The organism is Pseudomonas sp. TMW22089 (genome assembly GCF_022496645.1).
Taxonomy (GTDB): domain Bacteria; phylum Pseudomonadota; class Gammaproteobacteria; order Pseudomonadales; family Pseudomonadaceae; genus Aquipseudomonas; species Aquipseudomonas paraversuta.
This window is the reverse complement of sequence record NZ_SCFG01000015.1, coordinates 73,777-93,602: the sequence shown is the minus strand read 5'-3', so window position 1 is coordinate 93,602 and position 19,826 is coordinate 73,777. Positions and strand designations below refer to the sequence as shown.

Below are 19,826 nucleotides of genomic sequence, written 5' to 3'. Positions count from 1 at the left end.
CGGGTCTGCTTACGTTTGCCTGCGTACTCGGCATCAGCGAAAGACATTTGCTTCATCGGGGCTCAACCGTTCAGTTCGTGGGACAGGCGTATTTCACCAGATTTGGAAGTCCTTTTCAGAGTTTCCTAAAGGTCACGCACTCTTGGCTAATGACGTCAATCTGCAGGAATACTTTGCTGTTCGATACCATAAGGTTGTCAGGCAGGGAGCGCCGGGTACCGTTGTTGGGAGTGAAAGATGGGTCAACTAAAGGATACCTCTAAATCCAGTCGCTGCGATTATTCGGCCGTCTGTAAGCATGGCGCTTGTTCAGGTATGTACGCGCCGATTTTGTGCGTGGATATGAACACTCAAGTAAGGCGGCACTCACATTTGAAGTTATTTCCAACGCCACAACAATAAACACCCTGTCTGTGGAGGCCAGCAGTCGTGACCAGTCATCAATTCTTTGCAGTGGTCGTGTATTTTCTTTTATCCCTGGGCGCCTTTCTGATCTTTTACTCAATCTCACGAAGCCTCTCGGGTGCTAATCTTACACCTCGAAGGTTTTGGTTTTTCTTTATATTTCTCGTACTGTGGGGAGGCATCCAGCTTGGTGTGGCACGCGATGGCTATATTTTATTGTATTTGCCTTTCAAGGGTTGCTTTGAGGGTGACTCTATAGTCAGGTGGATTGCTTTTGTTGGCGCTGTTCTGCAAGTCGCGTGTGTTCCCGGAAAGACACCGTCGAAGCGTTGGTTTGCACGCAGGTAAGTTTAAGATGGCAGGGGTCGATGTTTTGTGAGCGCGAGTGATAAGCGCTTTCTATTCAACGGCTCCTCGACCTGCTTTTTGCTGTATCCACCCCCTCGTCCCAGACGCGGAAGTCTTTTGAATAGCTATGTTCACAATTAACTACGGTTCCTATAGACGTAGTAGGCGGCTGCTCAGTTATTCGGACGTTTCGGATGAAAAAGCAAATCCGACCGTGGGTGCAGGCTTCAGTGGCATACGGGGCAGTATTTGAATGCGATCACCTAAACCCTGGCTCCGTTGATCCGGGTTGCGACGGCCTGAAGAGTTCACAGGTTCCCTTCAAGGCAACGAGTACCGATAATGCCGCCGGCCTGGCAGACGCCGGGTAAGGAAATAGCGACTCAAAGGAGCTGTAGATGCGCGCGTTATATGTATTTGCCTTGTTGGGCACCCTGTTGTTGACCGGCTGCGCCGGCAACCCGATGACCCCGGTGGCCGACCAGACGCTGCCAGCCGCTGCCCCGGACATGGCACAAGTGGTCTTTATGCGCGACGCCTTTACCGGTAAGGCGATTACCTCGTCGCTGTATGACGTGACGGATGGCAAGACCCGATTTATTGGGGTGATGGCCAACGGTACGAAAATCGCGCACCCGGTCACAGCGGGCAAGCACACCTTTATGGTGGTGTCCGAGGCGGCTGACTTTATGGAAGCTGACCTGGTGGCCGGCAAAACCTACTACGCCCTGGTAACACCGCGTATGGGGTTGTGGAAAGCCCGTTTCTCTCTGTGGCCGGTCAGCAACGACCCGGATGCGTCCCACAGTCTGAAGTCGAAAAACTTCAAGGACTGGGTTGAAGACACTGACCTGGTGACCAACTCGCCCAAGTCCCTGGCCTGGTACGAGCGGGTCAAGGCCAGCGTTGAGAAAAAACGTGCCGAGTACTGGCCGGTATGGCAGGAAAAGAGCGCCGAAGCTGTTGCCGAGCGCACCCTCAAGCCTGGCGATGGGTTGTAAGTGAATACGCCGGGGGGATGTCACCCCCGGCGGTTTAAAACACCACCTCGCTGACCTGCAATACCCAGGCGATTGCCTGCTTCTTGTCATCCCACACATAACGAAAATGCGGCCCCTGCACCGGTAACGTCAGTGCCGGCGGGCGAAACGCGGCCACGCATTCGTGGCCTTCGAGGCGCACGCTGTTGTACAGCAAGCCCCATGCCCCTTCTTCCCGTAGTGGCCGGGCAAAGGCCTGGGGGATGCCGTAAGTGGCGGGAGAGGGCTGATGCAGGGAGGGTTCTGCGCGTACGTCGAGCATTGGCCGGCACACCTTGTTGATATAGGTGCGCAGGGTGATTTCAATACTGGCTTCCCGGGTGGCTCGCCAGAATTGCTCCTGATGAAAGCAGGTCTCGGCGATCGCCGCTTCAAGGCTGCTGGCGCAGTAATACACCCCGTAGCTGCCATCGGTAAAACGGCTGGCCCGGCCGATATGGGTAAAGGCCGCCATCACCGGGGTTGAGCCCTGGCCAGACAGCCGGTCTTCAGGCCTGACCCGGGCGAGCAGGCCGGCTTCATCGCGCAGGCGGTCATTGGTCAGCCCTTCCAGGGCATAGGCGAGTTCGAGGTCTGCCGGGTCGAGAGTGTCTTCAAACACCGAGATCGGCGGGAACGCACTGTTGATCAGGCGCCAGGCTTTGTCCCAGTCGGGCAAAACCCCGGGCATCAGCCGCGCACCCCGTCGAGGTAGCGGCGTACGTCAGCCAGGTCGACAACCTGACCGCCGAGCATGTAGCTCAGGGCCGTGAGGCCATTGAACGGCGCCGCGGCATTGGGTTTGTGCACCCATTCGTAGGCGCGCTCAGGCTGGTTGCTGAACAGGATGCGCAACGCTTTGTGCACCCCCATGAGATACGAAATACGCTCCAGGGTGTCGTGGGGCAAGCGCACGTTGGGCAGCTTTTTGTATTTGAAATAGGTGGTGTTGCCAATCGCCCCCAGCAACGTGCATTGCTGCTCTTTGCTGCAACCCCAATGCTCCATGAGATTGAAGAAAAAGGTCAGGGCGACGCGGCCGGCATCACCGGTGGTGATGTCGGGTTCGGTGTTTCTGGCGGCGAGACCCATGGCGCTCTCCTGGGATAAGGTCATACTTACCTTACTCCGCATATGAACTTTTTCAATCATTATGTTCGCAAGCGAATGGTTAGGGCGCTTGCTGCTGCAGGCTGCGACAAGGCTCCCGTGGCCCTTCAGGATTTCAAGGCGCTTGCCCGGTTCATGCAGCGCTGGCGCCGCTCGTCCACCCGTTTGGCAAACCAGGCAGTCGTCAGGGTGCGGGTAATTTTCGGACTTTGCAGGGTAATGCCCGGGAGTACGGCGCGGGGCAGGGGTTTGCCCTGTTGGCGGTCGGCCATGGCGAACACCTTGCGGTACAGGTCGGTCTGGTCAAATTCAAGGCGGTCGCCTTTTAACAGCTGGTTTCTGATGGCGTTGTCACTGAGGTCGAGCTGCTTGCCCAGTGCGCGCGCCGCCCGCTCGGTAGAACCCAGGGCATAGGACCCGGGAACGGTCAGGTCACCGTCCAGGGCCAGAGGTATGCCGGAGAGCTGGCTCACGGCGTTTTGAAAGGCTGCATTGCGGCTGGCGTACCAGCCGGCATTAAAGTCGGCAAAGCGGTACAGCGATTGCGTGTAGTCCACCGGATAGCCCAGCAAGTGGGCAATACCGAAATACATACCGCCGCGGCGGGTGAAGACTTCCTGGCGGATTGAGCCTGCAACCGGGTACGGATAATCCCGCGCCTGTTTTTGTGCGAAGGCGATACTGACCTGCATCGGGCCGCCGGTATGCACCGGGTTCAGATTGCCGAACAGGCTTTTACCCAGCGGCACCATGCCGATGAAGTCGTCAAAAATGGCGCTCAGTTGACCCTCGGTCCGGGCTGCGTCGAGGCGCTGGTTGTAGGTTTTGCCATTTGCCGAGCTGATGTTCAGCGCGCTGCGCACCACAAATTCGGGGATATGCAATTTGCTGGCGCGGCGATTGATTTCAGTGCGGGCGATTTTCGCCAGCCCCGGCACCGGCGGGTCGGCCTGGAAGTTGGATTCCTGCTCGGCCACGGCCAGTACCGAACACAGGTTTTCATCACTGGGGGCCAGGCCCTGCGCAGCAAAGGCGGCCTGGATATCAGTGGCCCAGCCCTGGCGATCGGCAATGCTGGCCGGCAGCAACTGCACGACCCTGGCCCGCACCTGCTCCGGGGACCGGTCGGGTAATGATTGAGTGCCCTGGCTGCTGCAACCGGCAAGCACGGCTAATGGAGCAAGCAGCAAAAACTGCAGGAAGACTCGGTTCAACAGGGTTTGACTCCTCAAAAAATGGCCCGGCGCAAGGTACTTAATCGTCCCGGGTCAGAACTTCCAGCAATTGGATCTCGAACCTGAGGTTCGAGTTCGGCGTGATGTGTGCGCCCATGCTTCTTTCACCATAGGCCAGGTGTGCCGGAACCTGCAGGGTACGCGTACCGCCGACCTGCATGCCCATCAGACCGATGTCCCAGCCTTTGATTACCCGTCCAGTGCCAATCACGCACTGGAACGGTTTGCCGCGTTCGAACGATGAGTCGAACACTGTGCCATTTTCGAGCCAGCCAGTGTACTGGGTGGTGATCAAGGCGCCCTTGACCACGGCTTTGCCATCGCCCAGTACCAGGTCATTGATCTTTAGTTCGTCAGCCATGATGCGGGACTCAAAAAGTGAAGAGGGGCAACAGTTTACCCTGCCCAAGCGAGCTTGCCCGTGATGTTCTTGGCGCTGCAATGAGCACTGTTGGCCCTGTAGAGGGTACGGATCCGGCAATCGATTTAATATTTTTTGTCCGCCAAAGGCTCTAAAACAAAGGCCCAAGGGAACTTTTTAACGAGTATCACTATCAAATGCGCTTTACTCTTAAATGAGATTGTTTATCATTGCGACCCTGGCAGTGCCGGGGAGCGCTAATCGAGCACGGGTCCATCCGGACCGTTCACACGCGATCCCAGCCTTTGGCCTGCTGAGCACACTCCATTGTTAAGGGATCAACTGGACATGTCGTCTCGATTCAAACGCAGTCAATTTTCTCTGGCTATAGTCGCCGCACTTGCTTCGCCAACCTTGCTCGCCGACGCGCTGGAGCGTGATCGCGATGAGGTCCCGGTGCAAGCCAGCGACCTGCCGGTCGATGGCACCCGGCAAGCAGTGCAACTGGAGGAAACCCGGGTACTGGGTACCGCTGCACAAGAGCTGAAGCAGGCGCCAGGCGTCTCGATCATTACCGCAGAGGACATCAAAAAGCGTCCTCCGGCCAACGACCTCTCCGACATCATCCGCCGAGAGCCCGGGGTCAACCTCACCGGTAACAGTTCCAGCGGCAGTCGCGGCAACAACCGCCAGATCGACCTGCGCGGCATGGGCCCGGAGAACACCCTGATCCTGATTGACGGCAAGCCGTCTTCTTCGCGCAACGCCCAGCGCTACGGCTGGAGCGGCGACCGTGACACCCGGGGAGAAACCAACTGGGTACCGGCCGAAGAAGTCGAACGCATTGAAATCCTGCGTGGCCCGGCAGCTGCCCGCTACGGTTCCGGGGCCATGGGCGGGGTGGTCAACATCATTACCAAGCGCCCGTCCGATAAGCTCAGCGGCTCACTCACGGCCTACTACCTGTCACCTGAAGACGACTCCGAAGGCATCAGCAAGCGTACCAACTTCAACCTCAGCGGCCCGATCACCGATGATCTGGTGTTCCGCGTATACGGCGGCGTGAACAAGACCGATGCCGATGATCCGGGCATCAATACGGCCGCCCAGGCCTCGCCTGACAGCGTGGTAGCGGGGCGCGAAGGTGTGCGCAACAAGGACGTCAACGGCTTGCTCAGCTGGCAGTTCACTCCGGAACAAAGCCTGGACCTGGAAGCCAGCTACAGCCGTCAGGGCAATATTTTTGCCGGTGACACCATGCTCAACAGCGGTGGCGACTTCGTTAACAGCCTCACCGGCAAAGAAACCAGCGTGCTGCAGCGCAGTACCTTTTCGGCGACCCACAATGGCTCGTTTGACTGGGGCTCAACCACCGCCTCGCTGAGCCACGACCTGACCCGTAACGCGCGCCTTAACGAAGGCCTGGCCGGTTATGGTGAAGGCGCTCCTTCAGAGAGCGCCGGCCGGTTCGAATCGCGCCTGCGCAATACCCGCGCCACCGGCGAAGTGAACCTGCCGCTGACCATGGGCACCGCCCAGGTCCTGACGGTGGGTGGCGAATACCTGTACGAGTCACTGAATGATCCGGGCTCGTTGCGTCCGCAAAGCTGGGACCCGGGTGCCAACGGCGATGCTGCGATTCCCGGCCAGGACCGTAGCCAGACCAAAACCACCGCCAACAGCTACGCGTTCTACGTCGAGGACAACATTGAAGTCGGCGCCAAAACCATCGTCACCCCGGGCGTACGTTTCGATCACCACAATGAGTTTGGCGGCAACTGGAGCCCGAGCCTGAACGCCTCGCACCAGATCACTGACGAGCTGAGCATCAAGGGCGGTATCGCCCGGGCTTACAAAACCCCGAACCTGTACCAGTCCAACCCCAACTACCTGCTGTACAGCCGCGGTAACGGTTGCAGCGTGGTCGAGGCCAACATCGGTGGCTGCTACCTGGTGGGCAACCCGGACCTGAAGCCGGAAATCAGCATCAACAAAGAAATCGGCTTGGCGTTCGACAAAGGTACCTGGCGTACCAGCGCGACCTATTTCCGTAACGACTACCAGAACAAGATCAACGCCAGCAACGAGTCGGCGTTCCGCCTGCCCAACGGGCGTCGCGTGCTGCAATGGGAAAACAGTGGCAAGGCGATCGTTCAGGGGGTCGAAGGCAATCTGTTCGTCAACTTGCGCGAGGATCTGGACTGGAACACCAACCTGACCTACATGATCGAAAGCAAGGACAAGGAAACCGGCGACCCGCTGAGCATCATCCCCAAGTACACGCTCAACACCACGCTGGACTGGTACGCCACCGAAGCACTGTCGTTCCAGGTCAGCGGTACTTACTACGGCAAACAGGAAGCGCCCAAGCGCAACAACCGGGCCAACGAACAACTGGACAAGTCGGTCCAGCAACCGGTTGATCCCTATGGTCTGGTGGGGTTGAGCAGCGGCTATGAATTCAACAAAAACTTCAGCGTGCGGGTGGGCATCAACAACCTGTTCGACAAGCAGTTGTACCGCAAGGGCAACGCTGACGAAGCCGGCGCACAAACCTACAACGAGGCAGGCCGTGCCTACTTCGCCTCGGTGACCAGTTCGTTCTGATAACAACCCGGGCCTGTTCGGCACGAGCAGGCATTAACAGGCGCGACACCCACGCGGGTGCCGCGCCGTTGTCGCATCTGGTGCCGGTGAAAACCCGGGGTTCGATCAAGGATTAAAACATGAACATCACAACGTCGGCCTGGGTGCCGATCCTGTCTCGTACGCTGGCGGCACTGGTCGGCGGCTACGTCTTTACCTATGCCTTTACTGCGGCACTGGCGCGCCTGTTGCCGCTGGATAACGTGGACTCGATGGTCGTCGCCAGCCTGCTGTCGTTTGTGATTTACACCTTTGCCATCCTTTGGGCGTTTGCTGCCCGCCAGCAATGGTCGGCCTGGATGGGCGCCGTACTGGCGGTCCCTCTGGGCGCTATCGGTTTCTGGCCACAACTGCTGGAGCGCCTGGGATGAAGCAGACTCTGACCCAATCCATGGCCTGGCTGCACACCTGGGGCGGCCTGGTGGTCGGCTGGTTATTGTTCGTAATCTTCCTGACCGGCAGCCTCGCGGTGTTCGATCAGGAAATCGACAACTGGATGCACCCCGAATTACCCGCCCACCACCTGAGCAATGAGCAGGCGGTGGACACCGCACTGAATTACTTGCGCGCCCACAAGCCCGACGCCAAACAGTGGGGCATCAGCTTGCCCTACGAACGTTCTGCGCAGTTGCAGGCCTCCACGGGCGGGCGCCGGGACGGAGTTTCGGTGACCCTTGATCCGGTGACCGGCGAGGTCTTGCCGGTGCGCGAAACGGTGGGAGGTCGTTTTTTCTTCCTGTTCCACTTCACGTTGCATATGCCGCGCATGCTCGGCATCTACCTGGTGGGCGCTCTGGCGATGGGCATGCTGGCGGCGCTGGTCAGCGGGATCGTGATTCATAAAAAATTCTTCAAGGAGTTCTTCACTTTCCGCCCGGCCAAGGGCCAGCGTTCGTGGCTCGACGCCCACAACGCCAGCGCCGTACTGCTGTTGCCGTTCCACTTGATGATCACCTACAGCGGACTGGCGATTTTCCTGGTGATTTACATGCCTGCGGCCATGGACGCGCTGTTCGATGGCAACCGTGAAGCTTTTTTCAAGGCTCAGGACTCTGCGCCAGCGGCCCTTGAGATCCAGCGCCCACAAGTGGCCGGGCCAGCGCCGCTGGTGGCAATCGGGCCATTGCTGGCCAAGGCCCGTGAGGTAATGGGCCCATTGAGCGGGGTAAACATCAGCAACCCCGGGCAGAGCAATGCCCAGATCCAGATCCGGCCGATTCTGGGTAACCGGATTGCCCTGACCAAGGGCCAGGGCATGCGCTTTGATGGCGTCACCGGTGAGCAACTGTCCGGGCCGACCGAAATGCGTGCGACGGTGCTTACCCATCGGGTGATTTCCGGCCTGCATTTCGCCCAGTTTGGCGGCTACCCGATGCGCTGGCTGTACTTCATTTGCGGGCTCATCAGCAGCGCCATGATCGCCAGCGGGCTGGTGTTGTTCACCGTCAAGCGGCGACGTAAATACGCCAGTGAAAGCCGGGCCGGGCAGGTGTTCTATCGCCTGGTGGAGGCCATCAACGTCACGGTCATGGCCGGTTTGAGCCTGGCCTGCGTCAGCTTGCTGTGGGGTAATCACCTGTTGCCGGTGGGGCTCAAGGAGCGGGCAGATGCAGAGCTGAACGTGTTCTTCGGGGTATGGGCCTTGAGTCTGGTGCATGCCTTGCTCAGACCGCGCATGCAGGCCTGGCGCGAGCAGTTGGGGCTGGCCGGGTTGATGTGCCTGGGCTTGCCGTTATTGAGTGTCTTGACGGTAGACCGGCCATGGGCATTGCCCAGCCGCATGGGGGTCGAACTTACGGCCATGGCGCTGGGGGCGATGCTGTTGTGGGCGTGCTGGAAAGTTTCGCAACCGGTGGTGGAGCGGGTGCCGCGTAAAAAGACTGCAGTCATGGCCGAGGTGAATTGAAATGCTGGCTGATTTTTTTGCTGGATGGGCATTCGCCTACCTGGGCATGCTCGCGCTCTGTCAGGGCCTTGAACGCCACTACAAGCAGCTGTGGCACAAACTGCCCCCGGCTGGATTGCGCCATGGCTTGCGTGGGGCCGGCTGGTTGAGCCTGGGGCTGAGCCTGTACTTTTGCGCGCAAGCCTGGGGCTGGGCCATGGGGCCTGTCGGCTGGTTCGGCATGCTCTCGTTGAGTGGTTTCGGGTTGCTGATGCTGCTGCCATACCGGCCGCGGCTGGCGGTGTGGTTACCCCTGGGATTTGCCCCGGTGTGGGCAGTGATCAGCACCCTGACCTGACCCTGGTAGGAGCGAGCCCCTGTAGGAGCGAGCTTGCCTCGCGAGCTCTTCGTTGGCCGCTCAAAGGCTCGCGAGGCAAGCTCGCTCCTACAGGGTTAGCGGGTCTTGGCTCCGGGCTTGACCCAGCGGTTGGCAATCAGGTCCAGACTGCTGCAAAACACGAAGTACAGCAGCCCCACAAACAGGAAGATTTCTGTGGGATGCACCATCACCCGATTGCTCACCTGGGTGGCGACGAACGACAACTCGCCCACGCCGATTACATACGCCAGCGACGTGTCCTTGATCAGGGTGATCCACTGGTTGAGGAACGAGGGCAGCATCATCGGCAAGGCCTGGGGCAGGATGATCAGGCGCAGGACTTGCCAGGTGCTCAGCCCCAGCGCTTTGCCCGCCGCCCATTGCCCGGGGGGCAGGCTGCTGATGCCGGCATGTACCGAATGCGCCAGATACGCGCCGCCGATCAACGACAGGGCACACACCACGGTGGCCAGGGCCGGCACGTCAACCTTGAACAGGATGGGCAGCAGGAAGTAGCTCCAGAAAATCAGCATGACCACCGGGATCGCCCGCAAAAACCCGAGCATACCGAGCAGCAGCCAGCGCACCTTGCCGTCAATCAACACCAGGGCGATACCCAACACCAGCCCCAGCACCGCCGAGATCAGCCCCGACAGCAGGCTCAATAGCAGTGTGAGTGCCGCGCCGCCCAGTGGGCCGTCGGGGTAGGCGCCGAGCAGAAAGTACGACAGATTGTCGCCAATTACCGAAAAGTCCATGGCCTACAGCACTCCCTGTTTGTACCACTTGCTGCGGGCCAGCCCTTGGCCGATCACCTCGATCAGCGCAATGCTGGCCACATACAGCAGGGTCGCGAAACCAAAGGCCTGGAATGTCTTGAAGGTCTCAGTCTCGACCTGGCGTGAGGCGTAGGACAGCTCGGCCAGGCCGATGGCCATGGTCAGCGAAGAGTTTTTCAGCGCATTCATGTATTGCCCCAGCAGCGGTCCCAAGGCCGTGCGTACTGCCTGGGGAAACACGATATAGCGCCACACCTGGGCCGGGGTTAAGCCCAGGGCCAGACCGGCCGCCCGCTGTTCGAGCCGCACCGAGCTGACGCCAGCGCGGAACTCTTCTGCAATAAAGGCGGCGGTGTAGAGCATCAGGCCCCAGAACCCGGCAATGAATTCAAAGGACGGCCATTCAATGTCAAACAGGCCCAATGCCAGGCTGCGCGGCTGATTGAGCCATATCACCAGCCCCTCGGGGAGCATCGCAGTGACCCCGAAGTACCAGAAAAACAGCTGCACCAGCAGCGGTGTATTGCGAAACAGGGCCAGGTAGGCCCGCGCCGGCCACGACCACAGACGGGACGGCGAGATGCGTGCCAGGCACAGCAGAAAACCCAGCCCGGTGGCCACCAGGCAGGTCAGGAGCGAGAGGATCAGGGTCAGTACAAAACCATCGAACAACCAGTGCAGGTATTTCGGGCCAAGCAGTTCACCAAACATAAACAGGGTCCATCCAGAAACGAACAAAACCCGTCCGGTTGACCGTGACGGGCTTGAAGGTGCTGCGAAGTCTGATCAGCTCTTGTCGCCAATCTTGTACAGACGGGTCAGCGGAGTCTTGGTGGTCGGACCGAACCAGGTGTCATAGATGCCCTGGGCCTTGCCCTGGGCTTCGAGGTCGGTAAGGGTCTGGTTGACCACTTCGGTCAGGCGCTCTTCACCTTTTGGAATACCGACACCGATCAAGTCATTGGATATGGTGAACGGCGGCACTTCGTACTTGTCTTTGTCCGGCACATTGGCCAGCAGCCCGATCAGCTTCGGACCGTCCTGGGTAATGGCCTGCACGTTGCCGTTGCGCAGGGCAGTGAAGGCAAACGGCGTATCGTCATAGGCCACCACCTTGGCGCCGGGGAATTTCTCGCGCAGTACACCTTCGTTGACCGTGCCCTTGTCCACGCCCACGCGCCACTGGTTCAGCTCCTGCGGGGATGTGAGCGTGCCTTTCTTGACGATGAACTGCTGGCCTGAGGCGAAGTAGGGAATGCTGAAGTTCACCTGTTCGGCGCGCTCCGGGGTAATGGTGAAGTTGGCCAGTACCAGGTCGACCTTGTTGGCGACCAGCAGCGGTACGCGGTTGGCCGGGTTGGTTGGCTGTAACTGCAGTTTTACCCCGAGTTTGTCGGCGATGGCCTTGGCGTAGTCCACGTCCAGGCCTTCGATCTGCTTGCTTTTGGCATCGACAAAACCAAATGGCGGGTTGCTGTCAAAGGAAGCTACGCGCAGCACGCCAGACTTTTTGATGTCATCCAGACGATCGGCGTGGGCCAGCCCCGACAAAACAGCCAGGGTCAGAGCGGTGAGGGCAGTGAGTTTTTTCATTTCGTTCTCATCATGAGTTGGAATGCTTATGACGAGAGTCTTGCAGGAAATTTAGAGTTTAAAAAAGAATATAAAACTATTTGGTTATTCTCTTGGGGTATATGCGCCCTTGTAGGAGCGAGCTTGCCTCGCGAGCTTTTTGCGATCCGCAATACAACGCTAAAAGCTCGCGAGGCAAGCTCGCTCCTACAGGGGGTGGTGGGTGGTGGCTCAGCCCACTTTGATCAGGCTTTGCCGGCAGTGCAGCGTCAGTTTCGCACCGCCGCCCTCGCGGTCGCCGACATCGAGGCTGAAACCGTGCAGGTTGACGATGGCCGCGACGATGGACAGACCCAGTCCAAACCCGCCGTGTTTGTCATCGCTGCGGTAAAAACGCTGGAACACCGCCACCCGTTCCGCTTGCGGTATGCCGGGCCCGGTATCGAGCACTTCGATGCGCGGACTGCCTTCATCGTTCACCGCCCGCAGGATCACTTCACCGCCGGGCGGGGTGAATTTGATCGAGTTACTCAACAGATTGGCCAGCGCCTCAAACAGCAACGCCCGGTCGCCCGTCAGCCCGGGCAGGGTTTCGGGCATATCCAGGGTCAGGGTGACCTGGCCTTCCTCCGCCAGGGGCAGGTAAAAGTCGTACACCTCCTGGAGTAAAGGCCGCGGGTCGAGTTGCACAAAGCCCGAACGACGCTGGTGGTCTTCCAGTTCGGAGATGCGCAACAACCCGCGAAAACGCGCCATCAGGGTGTCGGTTTCGCCAATCACTTCATCCATTTGCAAGGCCTGGGCAGAGCCTTCGACGGCTTGCTGCCGGATCCGGTACAGCTGCGCCCGCAAACGGGTGAGCGGGGTGCGCAGGTCGTGGGCGATGTTGTCGCATACCCCTTTGACCTCGTGCATCAGCCGCTCGAGGCGGTCGAGCATGGCGTTGACAATGGCGGCCAGCATGTCCAGCTCATCGCGGCGGTTGGACAGCGGCAAGCGGCAGGTCAGATCGCCGGCGACAATCGCTTCGGCGCTGGCCTGAATCGCCCTGATGCGTTGCAGCGGACGTCGGCGCAACAAGTGCCAGCCGGCAATGCCCGGAATGATGGTCAGCGACAGCCCCCAGAGCAGGGCATGCAAAATGATCCGGGTCACGGCAAACAGCGAACCGTTATCGCGCACCAGTATCAGCCAGCGGCCGTCGCGGGTCTGCGTGGCTACGGCATCACAGCTGTCTTGCGGCAGGTTCGGATCATCGGAGTCGATGCAGGTACTCAGTTCATGGATCCGACCATCCAGTGGCAGACCTTCGGGGATGCTTTGTATCGGACCGCTGAGGGGCTGGTGCTGCGCATTGAACAGTCCATAAGCATCAACTGCACGCATATCGAACGTCATGCTGGTGGCGAGCGCTTCGTCCAGTTGTTCGCCCTGAAAACGGGCAAACAGGTGCTGGCGCTGCATCAACGAGTGTTTGGCCAGGTTGCCCAGGTAATCCGAAACCTCGTAGTAGAGCACCCCCATGAGGATGCAGCTCCAGGCCACGAACAGAAAACTGTACAGCGCCATCAGACGGCTACTGGAAGAACGCCAGCCCTTAGAGGGGTTCGGCAATGACATAACCCGAGCCTCGAACGGTGCGGATAAGAGGCACCTGGCCCTGGGGGTCGATTTTTTTGCGCAGGCGCCCGATATGGACGTCGATCAGGTTGGTGCCCGGGTCGAAGTGATAACCCCAGACTTCCTCGAAGATCATCATGCGCGAGAGGATTTGCCCGGTGTTGCGCATCAGGAATTCCAGCAGCTTGTATTCGGTGGGCAGCAGGCTCAGTTGTTGCTCGGCGCGGCTGGCTTCGCGGGTGATCAGGTTGAGTTCTAGGTCGGCGACCCGCAGCGAGGTTTCGTGTTTGTCGGCCGGGCTTTTGCGGCGCAGCAAGACTTCAACCCTGGCGGCCATTTCGTCACTGGCAAAGGGTTTGGTGATGTAGTCATCGCCACCTGCGCGCAGGCCGCGAACCCGCTCGTCGACGTCGGAGAGGGCGCTGATCATCAGGATCGGGGTGCTGACGCCAATGGTGCGCAGGGTGGTGACAATCGCCAGCCCGTCGAGCTCGGGCAGCATGCGGTCGAGGGTGATCAGGTCGTAGTCGCCGCTCACGGCGCGCACCAGACCTTCGCGGCCATTGGCTACCCAGTCTACTTCCAGGCCGTGGCTGCTCAACTCAGCCACGATCTCTTTTGCCGTTACGGCATCGTCTTCGATGGTCAAAATCCGGGTCATACCGTCACCTGATGGGCCTTTTGTGCAGTGAGCACATTTTGCCCACAAAAAGCTGAAACGTTTCTGAATATTTCTTCATGTTCGAAAGGTTAGCCCCGCAGGGGCGAGCATGCCCGCGATCTTTTGATCTTGAAAAAGCTCGCGCCTGCAGACCGGGTCATTCCTGCAGGGCCGGCCGCGCGGTTGCCATCTGCGGTATCGGTTTGCGCATCAGCGTCCCCACCAGCAGTGCGCCCAGCAAGGCCAGGATCCCGGCCACCCACAGCACCACCCCGAAGCCGGAAACAAAAGCCCGGGTTGCCAGCGGTTCAATGCGTGTGCGGGCTGCCTCTGGCAGTTGGCTCAGGGCTCCCGGCATGTCTCCCGCCACCACCCTTGTGGCAATAAAGTGGCTCTGTTCAAGCCACGGCCGCGCTTGCTGCCTGAGGCTGGCCTGCAGGTTTTGCTCGGTGTGACTGCCAAGCAAGGCACCGAATACACCGATGGCCAGCACGATGGCGCTGAAGCGCATGGTGGTACTCATGCCGGACGCCATGCCCACCCGGTCCCGGGGTACGCAGGCCATGATGTTTTTCTGTGTGTCTCCATTGAGCAAGCCGGCTCCGGCACCGGTCACTGCAGTGGTCAGGGCAAAGCTCAAGTAGCCACCATGGTCCACCGCCCAGGCACTGAGCAGGTTGCCACAGCCAACCAGGGTCAGGCCTGCCGCCATCAGGCTGGCCGGGCTGACGTGCGAGGCCAGGCGGGCACCAATACGCGGGCAGATCAGCATGGCCAGGGCAAACGGCAACATGCCCAGGCCCGACGCGACGGCGCTGAAGCCCAAGCCGTTTTGCAGGTAAAACGGCAGCAGCGTCATCATCACTTGTGCGCAACCGGCGTAGGCAAACATCCCGAGCAGGGCACCGATAAAGCGCGGGTGACGGAACAGTTGCAAGTCAATCATGGGCCGCCGTTGCACCGCCTCGACCCATACGAACAAGCCCAGCAATAACGCTCCGGCACTCAGGCGGGCATAGGTCATCGGGCTGTCCCAGCCAATGCGGTTGGCTTCGATCAGGCCCCAGATCAGGCACAGCAGACTGGCGCTGAAGGCTAGGCTGCCCCAGGGGTCGAGACGGGCTGCCTGGGGATCCCGGGACTCGGCAATGGCATGCCTGACCAGCAGCATCAGCAGCAAGCCCACGGGCAGGTTGAGGTAGAAAATCCAGCGCCAACCCAGGGATTCGGTGATCAGGCCGCCAAGGGTCGGTGCAGCCGTCATCGCCACGCCCATGCACGCCCCCCAGAACGCCCAGGCCTTGGCACGTTCGACCTCGTCATGAAAGGCGTGGCCAATGGAGGCCAATGCTGAAGTCAGCAACAGAGCCGCGCCGACCCCTTTGACGGCCCTGGCGATCTCCAGCAACAGGCTGTTGGGGGCAGCGCCGCAACCGATGGAGGCAAGGATGAAAATGCTTAAACCCCAGAGCAGGGTTTTCTTGCGGCCAAAGCGGTCGGCAATGCTCCCGGCAGGCAGCAGCAGGGCCGCAAACGCCAACATGTAGGCGCTGACCACCCATTCGATATCGACAAAGTTGGCCCCAAGGTCGCGGGCGATGCTGGGCAGGGTGACCGCGACGATATTGGTATCGAGCACGATTAACGAACACACCCCGCTGGCAGTCAGCAGGGTCAGGCGTGGGCTGACAGTTTTCATGGCGCAGTTCCTGGATTATGGGTCTCAACATTGCTTTGCAGGTAATTGGTTTGACGGGCAGGTTCCCTTCTCTCTAGTGTGGGGTGGCCACAGACTATCGCGCTGCATGGCAGAGTCTGTTAGCTGCTAACCCTGACTTCATTACCTTTGAGCTAATGCTGGTATGGACATACGTCATTTCCGCTATTTTCTGGCTGTCGCCCGACAGCGCAACTTCACCCGCGCCGCGCAAGTGCTGGGGATTGCGCCGCCTACCCTAAGCCGGCAAATCCAGGACCTCGAGCATGCACTGGGGGTGCGTCTGTTTATTCGCCAGCAACGTCAGGTCAGCCTGACCGAAGCAGGCCAGGCCTTGCTGCCCGAGGCTGACGCCACAGTGCGCCAGTTCGAACTGGCGCAGCGCAATGCCCGGCGGGCAGGGCGCGGTGAAGTGGGGCATATCGAATTGGGCTACGTTGCGTCGGCGGTTTACTCCGGCGTGTTGCAACGCCAGGTGCAGGCTTTTTCCCGGGACTGCAGCGAAGTCAGTCTCAATGTGCAAGAAGCGCCGATGGCCGACCTGCCGCTGAGTGTGGTGGAAGGCCGCTTCGACCTGGGTTACGTGCGTTCACCCATGGCCTTGCCCCCGGAGCTGGAGGCGATTGGCCTGAATGCCGAGGGTTTTGTACTGGCCCTGACGGATGATTCATGGCTCACGCGTCTTAAAGGCATCAGCGCGCAACACCTGCAAAACGAGACCTTTATCCTGCCCGAACAAATCAGCGGCACTTTGCAGGTTGCGGCCCAGGGTGGCTACGCCCCCAGGCTCGGCGCCCAGCCCGGTGGCCTGGTGGCGGTGATTGCTCTGGTGTCGCTGGGGCAAGGGGTGGCGGTGGTGCCGGAGTCGGTGGTCGGGCATATCAGTTTGCCCAATGTGATTTACCGGCCGATCGAGGGCTGCGCGGCAACATCATGGTTGTCCCTGATTCACCGCCGGTTTGAAAAGTCCCCGGTGGTGGCCCGTTATATCGCCAAAGTGAAACATGATTTTCGTACCTTCACGCCGGCTGCCAACTAACAACCCGGTCTTTCTGAATATCTGCTTGGTATAGGTGCGTTTGCCTGTAGACCCAGTACAATCGCGCACTTTTTACCAGGCATGGATGCTGTTCGGCACCTGCTTACGAGAAAGCCCATGGTTTCTGCTAGTTACTCCCCTTCGCTGGTTTTTATTTCCCTGTGCGTCGCAATACTCGCGTCGTATACCGCCCTGGATCTGGCCGGACGAATCGCCACGGCCCGTGGCCGAACCGTGTATCTGTGGATGAGCGGCGGGGCGCTGGCAATGGGCTTTGGCGTGTGGTCGATGCATTTTATCGGGATGCTCGCCCTGCAGTTGCCGCTGGAGCTGGGTTATGACCTGGGGCTGACGGTGTGGTCGTTGCTGGTGGCCATTCTGTCGTCAGGTTTCGCCTTGTGGCTGGTCAGCCAGCCGCGCTTGCCGGCCCTGCAATTATTGTTCGGCGCATTGGTCATGGGAGCAGGCATCAGCGCCATGCACTACAGCGGTATGGCGGCGTTGCGCATGCAGCCGGGAATCGATTACGACCCGGCGCTGGTGGGACTGTCCCTGGTGATTGCGGTAGGGGCCTCGGCCGCTGCCTTGTCCATAGCGTTCCGCCTGCGCAAGCACACCCCCTATGTGCATCTGGTGCGGGCCGGGGCTTCGATCATCATGGGCGTGGCAATTGTCGGTATGCACTACACCGGCATGGCTGCGGCGAATTTCCCGGTCGGCAGTTTTTGCGGCGCGGCCGTGGACGGTTTGAGTGGCAAGGGCCTGGATAATCTGGTGCTGGTGACCAGCCTGGCGGTGTTGGTCATTGCCTTGTTGACTTCAGTTTTTGACGCCCGGCTGGATGCAAGTACTGCGGCCCTGGCGAACTCCCTGACCCTGGCCAATGAAGAACTGACCCAACTGGCCCTGCATGACACCCTGACCGGCCTGCCCAATCGCACCCTGCTGGCCGACCGCATCAGCCAGGCCATGGCCAAAGTGGCGGAGCAGGGCGGGTGCTTCTCGTTGATGTTTATCGATCTGGACGGCTTCAAACCGGTTAACGATGCTTTTGGTCACCACTTGGGTGACCGTTTGCTGCGCGAAGTGGCGTTGCGCTTGCGTGAACAGTTGCGCAGCCAGGACACCCTGGCGCGCATCGGTGGCGATGAATTTGTGTTGCTGGTGCGCTTGAGCGAACCGGACGATGCGCCCCAGGTCGCCGCGCGGCAGGTCAGCCTGCTGTCAAAGGGGTTCCGGGTTGATGAGCATGATTTGCAGATCTCCGCGAGTGTCGGCATTGCCCTGTATCCAGGCAACGGGCAGACCGCCGAAGAGCTGCTGATGAACGCCGACGCGGCGATGTACCACGCCAAGGGCGCCGGCAAAAACGGTTACAGCTTCTTCGATGTCTCGATGAACACCAATGCACGCAAACAACTGCAACTGCTCCAGGACTTGCGCCAGGCGGTGGAGCAAAACCAGTTCCGCTTGCACTACCAGCCCAAGTTTGACGCCACCAGCGGCCAGCCGGTGGGGGCCGAAGCCTTGTTGCGCTGGGAGCATCCGCAGCAGGGGCTGTTGCTGCCCGAGCACTTTATCGAACTGGCGGAAAAAACCGGGTTGATCATTCCCATCGGCGAGTGGGTGCTCAATGAAGCCTGCCGCCAGATGCGTATGTGGTTCGATCAGGGGTATAGCCACTGGCGCATTGCAGTCAATCTGTCGGCGTTGCAGTTTTGCTATTCGGGGCTGGTCGACAGTGTGGTTGCGTCGCTGGAGCAGCACGGGTTGCCGGCCAACAGCCTGACCCTGGAAATCACCGAAACCACGGCCATGAGCGATGCGGATGCGAGTATGACCGTGCTGCAAAAGCTGTCGCAGATGGGGGTGGATTTGTCCATCGATGACTTCGGCACCGGCTATTCGAGCCTGATGTATCTCAAGCGCCTGCCGGCCAATGAACTGAAAATCGACCGCGGGTTTGTCCGCGACCTTGAACATGACAGCGACGATGCCGCGATTGTCTCGGCGATTGTGGCTCTGGGCCAGGCACTGGGGTTGCGGATTGTGGCTGAAGGGGTTGAAACCGACACCCAGCAAAGCTTCCTGACCACTCTGGGCTGTGATGCCCTGCAAGGTTTTCTGCTGGGGCAACCGCTACCGGCCGAGCAATTCATGCTGGATATCCATCGCGCCGAACTGTCGCGTTAAGGCCAATCGCCAGCGTCCTGACAAACCAAAGCTTTCGCGGTTATTCTGCCGGTCACATTTGCACCGTCGAACTGGAGAGCGTTTTTATGGACAAAGTCATCTTGATCACCGGCGGCAGTCGCGGCATTGGCGCTGCAACTGCGATCCTGGCAGCACAGCAGGGCTACCGGATTTGCATCAACTACCTGACGGATGCCGCCGCCGCCCATGAAGTGCTGGCCCGGGTGCATGCGCTGGGGGCAAAGGCGATTGCGGTGCAAGCCGATGTCAGCAATGAAGAAGAGATCATCAGCCTGTTTACCCGGGTTGACGAAGAGCTCGGGCCGATCACCGCGCTGGTCAACAATGCCGGCACCGTGGGCCTCAAGTCCCGGGTCGACGAAATGTCCGAATCGCGTATTTTGCACACCCTGAGAACCAATGTGCTGGGGCCGATCCTGTGTTCCAGGTATGCGGTACTGCGCATGTCTCCGCGTTACGGCGGCCAGGGCGGCAATATCGTCAACGTGTCGTCGGGGGCTGCACGCCTGGGCTCGCCCAATGAGTACGTGGACTATGCCGCTTCAAAAGGCGCACTGGACACCTTTACGCTGGGCTTGTCCAAAGAACTGGCGGGCGAGGGGATCCGGGTCAACGCGGTGCGCCCGGGCCTGATCTTTACCGAGTTCCACGCCTTGAGTGGCGACCCGGGGCGGGTCAGCAAGCTGGAGTCGAGCATCCCGATGGGCCGTGGCGGACGCCCCGAGGAAGTCGCCGAAGCCATTATCTGGCTGCTCAGCGACAAGGCTTCCTACGCCACCGGTACCTTTATCGATTTGTGCGGCGGGCGTTGATCCAGGCCCGTTAGATACCCAACA

The 19,826-nt window shown here is 59.9% G+C and carries 18 protein-coding genes; 8 read left to right on the top strand and 10 right to left on the bottom strand.

Annotated features, from left to right (window positions below):
* Window positions 1-1,151 precede the first annotated feature (1,151 nt).
* Window positions 1,152-1,754: a hypothetical protein gene (locus EQV90_RS15080; protein WP_003446245.1), complete on the top strand. Its 603-nt coding sequence runs from the start codon at window positions 1,152-1,154 to the stop codon at window positions 1,752-1,754.
* 34 nt (window positions 1,755-1,788) lie between these two features.
* Here the strand turns inward: EQV90_RS15080 and EQV90_RS15075 are convergent, their stop codons facing one another.
* The 4 genes from EQV90_RS15075 to EQV90_RS15060 all read right to left on the bottom strand — a co-directional run bounded on the left by EQV90_RS15075 (window position 1,789) and on the right by EQV90_RS15060 (window position 4,478).
* A complete protein-coding gene (locus tag EQV90_RS15075; RefSeq protein WP_003446243.1) occupies window positions 1,789-2,463 on the bottom strand; it encodes an RES family NAD+ phosphorylase in 675 nt (224 codons plus the stop codon).
* Entirely contained in the window at window positions 2,463-2,864 is a 402-nt protein-coding gene (locus EQV90_RS15070; protein ID WP_003446239.1) for an MbcA/ParS/Xre antitoxin family protein, read from the bottom strand. The genes EQV90_RS15075 and EQV90_RS15070 overlap by 1 nt, the downstream gene beginning before the upstream one ends.
* A 125-nt stretch (window positions 2,865-2,989) precedes the next feature.
* Window positions 2,990-4,096 (bottom strand): DUF1615 domain-containing protein, encoded by a 1,107-nt coding sequence (locus EQV90_RS15065; protein WP_160627856.1) that lies wholly within the window; start codon window positions 4,094-4,096, stop codon window positions 2,990-2,992.
* A 40-nt stretch (window positions 4,097-4,136) separates the two neighbouring features.
* The gene (locus EQV90_RS15060; protein ID WP_003446235.1) at window positions 4,137-4,478 is read right to left on the bottom strand and encodes an FKBP-type peptidyl-prolyl cis-trans isomerase; all 342 of its coding nucleotides are present in this window, start codon (window positions 4,476-4,478) and stop codon (window positions 4,137-4,139) included.
* A gap of 348 nt (window positions 4,479-4,826) precedes the next feature.
* On the opposite strand from EQV90_RS15060, the gene EQV90_RS15055 reads away from it, so the two are divergent.
* The 4 genes from EQV90_RS15055 (at window position 4,827) to EQV90_RS15040 (ending at window position 9,367) form a co-directional block, all read left to right on the top strand.
* Entirely contained in the window at window positions 4,827-7,085 is a 2,259-nt protein-coding gene (locus EQV90_RS15055) for a FepA family TonB-dependent siderophore receptor (protein ID WP_003446233.1), read from the top strand.
* A gap of 119 nt (window positions 7,086-7,204) precedes the next feature.
* Complete coding sequence (locus tag EQV90_RS15050) at window positions 7,205-7,495, top strand: hypothetical protein (RefSeq protein WP_003446231.1); 291 nt, start codon at window positions 7,205-7,207, stop codon at window positions 7,493-7,495.
* Window positions 7,492-9,030: a PepSY domain-containing protein gene (locus EQV90_RS15045; protein ID WP_003446224.1), complete on the top strand. Its 1,539-nt coding sequence runs from the start codon at window positions 7,492-7,494 to the stop codon at window positions 9,028-9,030. The genes EQV90_RS15050 and EQV90_RS15045 overlap by 4 nt, the downstream gene beginning before the upstream one ends.
* A gap of 1 nt (window position 9,031) precedes the next feature.
* Complete coding sequence (locus tag EQV90_RS15040) at window positions 9,032-9,367, top strand: DUF3325 domain-containing protein (protein WP_003446223.1); 336 nt, start codon at window positions 9,032-9,034, stop codon at window positions 9,365-9,367.
* Window positions 9,368-9,462: 95 nt separating this feature from the next.
* Here EQV90_RS15040 and EQV90_RS15035 read toward each other — a convergent pair whose 3' ends face one another.
* The 6 genes from EQV90_RS15035 to EQV90_RS15010 all read right to left on the bottom strand — a co-directional run bounded on the left by EQV90_RS15035 (window position 9,463) and on the right by EQV90_RS15010 (window position 15,719).
* Window positions 9,463-10,146 carry an amino acid ABC transporter permease gene (locus EQV90_RS15035; RefSeq protein ID WP_240878336.1) on the bottom strand — a complete coding sequence of 228 codons (684 nt, stop codon included), beginning with the start codon at window positions 10,144-10,146 and terminating at the stop codon, window positions 9,463-9,465.
* 3 nt (window positions 10,147-10,149) lie between these two features.
* On the bottom strand, window positions 10,150-10,878 hold the full coding sequence (locus EQV90_RS15030; RefSeq protein WP_010656929.1) for an amino acid ABC transporter permease: 729 nt from the start codon (window positions 10,876-10,878) through the stop codon (window positions 10,150-10,152).
* 75 nt (window positions 10,879-10,953) lie between these two features.
* Entirely contained in the window at window positions 10,954-11,760 is an 807-nt protein-coding gene (locus EQV90_RS15025; protein ID WP_003446218.1) for an ABC transporter substrate-binding protein, read from the bottom strand.
* 210 nt (window positions 11,761-11,970) lie between these two features.
* A complete protein-coding gene (locus tag EQV90_RS15020) occupies window positions 11,971-13,359 on the bottom strand; it encodes a HAMP domain-containing sensor histidine kinase (protein WP_240878335.1) in 1,389 nt (462 codons plus the stop codon).
* A complete protein-coding gene (locus EQV90_RS15015; RefSeq protein WP_240878334.1) occupies window positions 13,337-14,020 on the bottom strand; it encodes a response regulator transcription factor in 684 nt (227 codons plus the stop codon). The genes EQV90_RS15020 and EQV90_RS15015 overlap by 23 nt, the downstream gene beginning before the upstream one ends.
* Window positions 14,021-14,177: 157 nt before the next feature.
* The gene (locus EQV90_RS15010; protein WP_003446212.1) at window positions 14,178-15,719 is read right to left on the bottom strand and encodes an MFS transporter; all 1,542 of its coding nucleotides are present in this window, start codon (window positions 15,717-15,719) and stop codon (window positions 14,178-14,180) included.
* A 163-nt stretch (window positions 15,720-15,882) separates the two neighbouring features.
* Between EQV90_RS15010 and EQV90_RS15005 the strand changes: the two genes are divergently transcribed.
* From EQV90_RS15005 to EQV90_RS14995, 3 genes are all read left to right on the top strand, one after another.
* On the top strand, window positions 15,883-16,776 hold the full coding sequence (locus tag EQV90_RS15005; RefSeq protein WP_003446211.1) for a LysR family transcriptional regulator: 894 nt from the start codon (window positions 15,883-15,885) through the stop codon (window positions 16,774-16,776).
* A gap of 117 nt (window positions 16,777-16,893) precedes the next feature.
* Window positions 16,894-18,969, top strand: a complete 2,076-nt coding sequence (locus tag EQV90_RS15000) for a bifunctional diguanylate cyclase/phosphodiesterase (protein ID WP_003446202.1) — start codon at window positions 16,894-16,896, stop codon at window positions 18,967-18,969.
* An 86-nt stretch (window positions 18,970-19,055) separates the two neighbouring features.
* Window positions 19,056-19,802 (top strand): SDR family oxidoreductase, encoded by a 747-nt coding sequence (locus EQV90_RS14995; protein WP_003446200.1) that lies wholly within the window; start codon window positions 19,056-19,058, stop codon window positions 19,800-19,802.
* Window positions 19,803-19,826 lie beyond the last annotated feature (24 nt).

Bases quoted from the DNA above. Each gene is read 5' to 3' on its own strand.
- EQV90_RS15040 (WP_003446223.1), top strand. From the start codon at position 9,032: ATGCTGGCTGATTTTTTTGCTGGATGGGCATTCGCCTACCTGGGCATG.
- EQV90_RS15075 (WP_003446243.1), bottom strand. From the start codon at position 2,463: ATGCCCGGGGTTTTGCCCGACTGGGACAAAGCCTGGCGCCTGATCAAC.
- EQV90_RS14995 (WP_003446200.1), top strand. From the start codon at position 19,056: ATGGACAAAGTCATCTTGATCACCGGCGGCAGTCGCGGCATTGGCGCT.
- EQV90_RS15050 (WP_003446231.1), top strand. From the start codon at position 7,205: ATGAACATCACAACGTCGGCCTGGGTGCCGATCCTGTCTCGTACGCTG.
- EQV90_RS15020 (WP_240878335.1), bottom strand. From the start codon at position 13,359: ATGTCATTGCCGAACCCCTCTAAGGGCTGGCGTTCTTCCAGTAGCCGT.
- EQV90_RS15060 (WP_003446235.1), bottom strand. From the start codon at position 4,478: ATGGCTGACGAACTAAAGATCAATGACCTGGTACTGGGCGATGGCAAA.
- EQV90_RS15070 (WP_003446239.1), bottom strand. From the start codon at position 2,864: ATGGGTCTCGCCGCCAGAAACACCGAACCCGACATCACCACCGGTGAT.
- EQV90_RS15010 (WP_003446212.1), bottom strand. From the start codon at position 15,719: ATGAAAACTGTCAGCCCACGCCTGACCCTGCTGACTGCCAGCGGGGTG.
- EQV90_RS15030 (WP_010656929.1), bottom strand. From the start codon at position 10,878: ATGTTTGGTGAACTGCTTGGCCCGAAATACCTGCACTGGTTGTTCGAT.
- EQV90_RS15000 (WP_003446202.1), top strand. From the start codon at position 16,894: ATGGTTTCTGCTAGTTACTCCCCTTCGCTGGTTTTTATTTCCCTGTGC.
- EQV90_RS15015 (WP_240878334.1), bottom strand. From the start codon at position 14,020: ATGACCCGGATTTTGACCATCGAAGACGATGCCGTAACGGCAAAAGAG.
- EQV90_RS15005 (WP_003446211.1), top strand. From the start codon at position 15,883: ATGGACATACGTCATTTCCGCTATTTTCTGGCTGTCGCCCGACAGCGC.
- EQV90_RS15025 (WP_003446218.1), bottom strand. From the start codon at position 11,760: ATGAAAAAACTCACTGCCCTCACCGCTCTGACCCTGGCTGTTTTGTCG.
- EQV90_RS15045 (WP_003446224.1), top strand. From the start codon at position 7,492: ATGAAGCAGACTCTGACCCAATCCATGGCCTGGCTGCACACCTGGGGC.
- EQV90_RS15080 (WP_003446245.1), top strand. From the start codon at position 1,152: ATGCGCGCGTTATATGTATTTGCCTTGTTGGGCACCCTGTTGTTGACC.
- EQV90_RS15055 (WP_003446233.1), top strand. From the start codon at position 4,827: ATGTCGTCTCGATTCAAACGCAGTCAATTTTCTCTGGCTATAGTCGCC.
- EQV90_RS15035 (WP_240878336.1), bottom strand. From the start codon at position 10,146: ATGGACTTTTCGGTAATTGGCGACAATCTGTCGTACTTTCTGCTCGGC.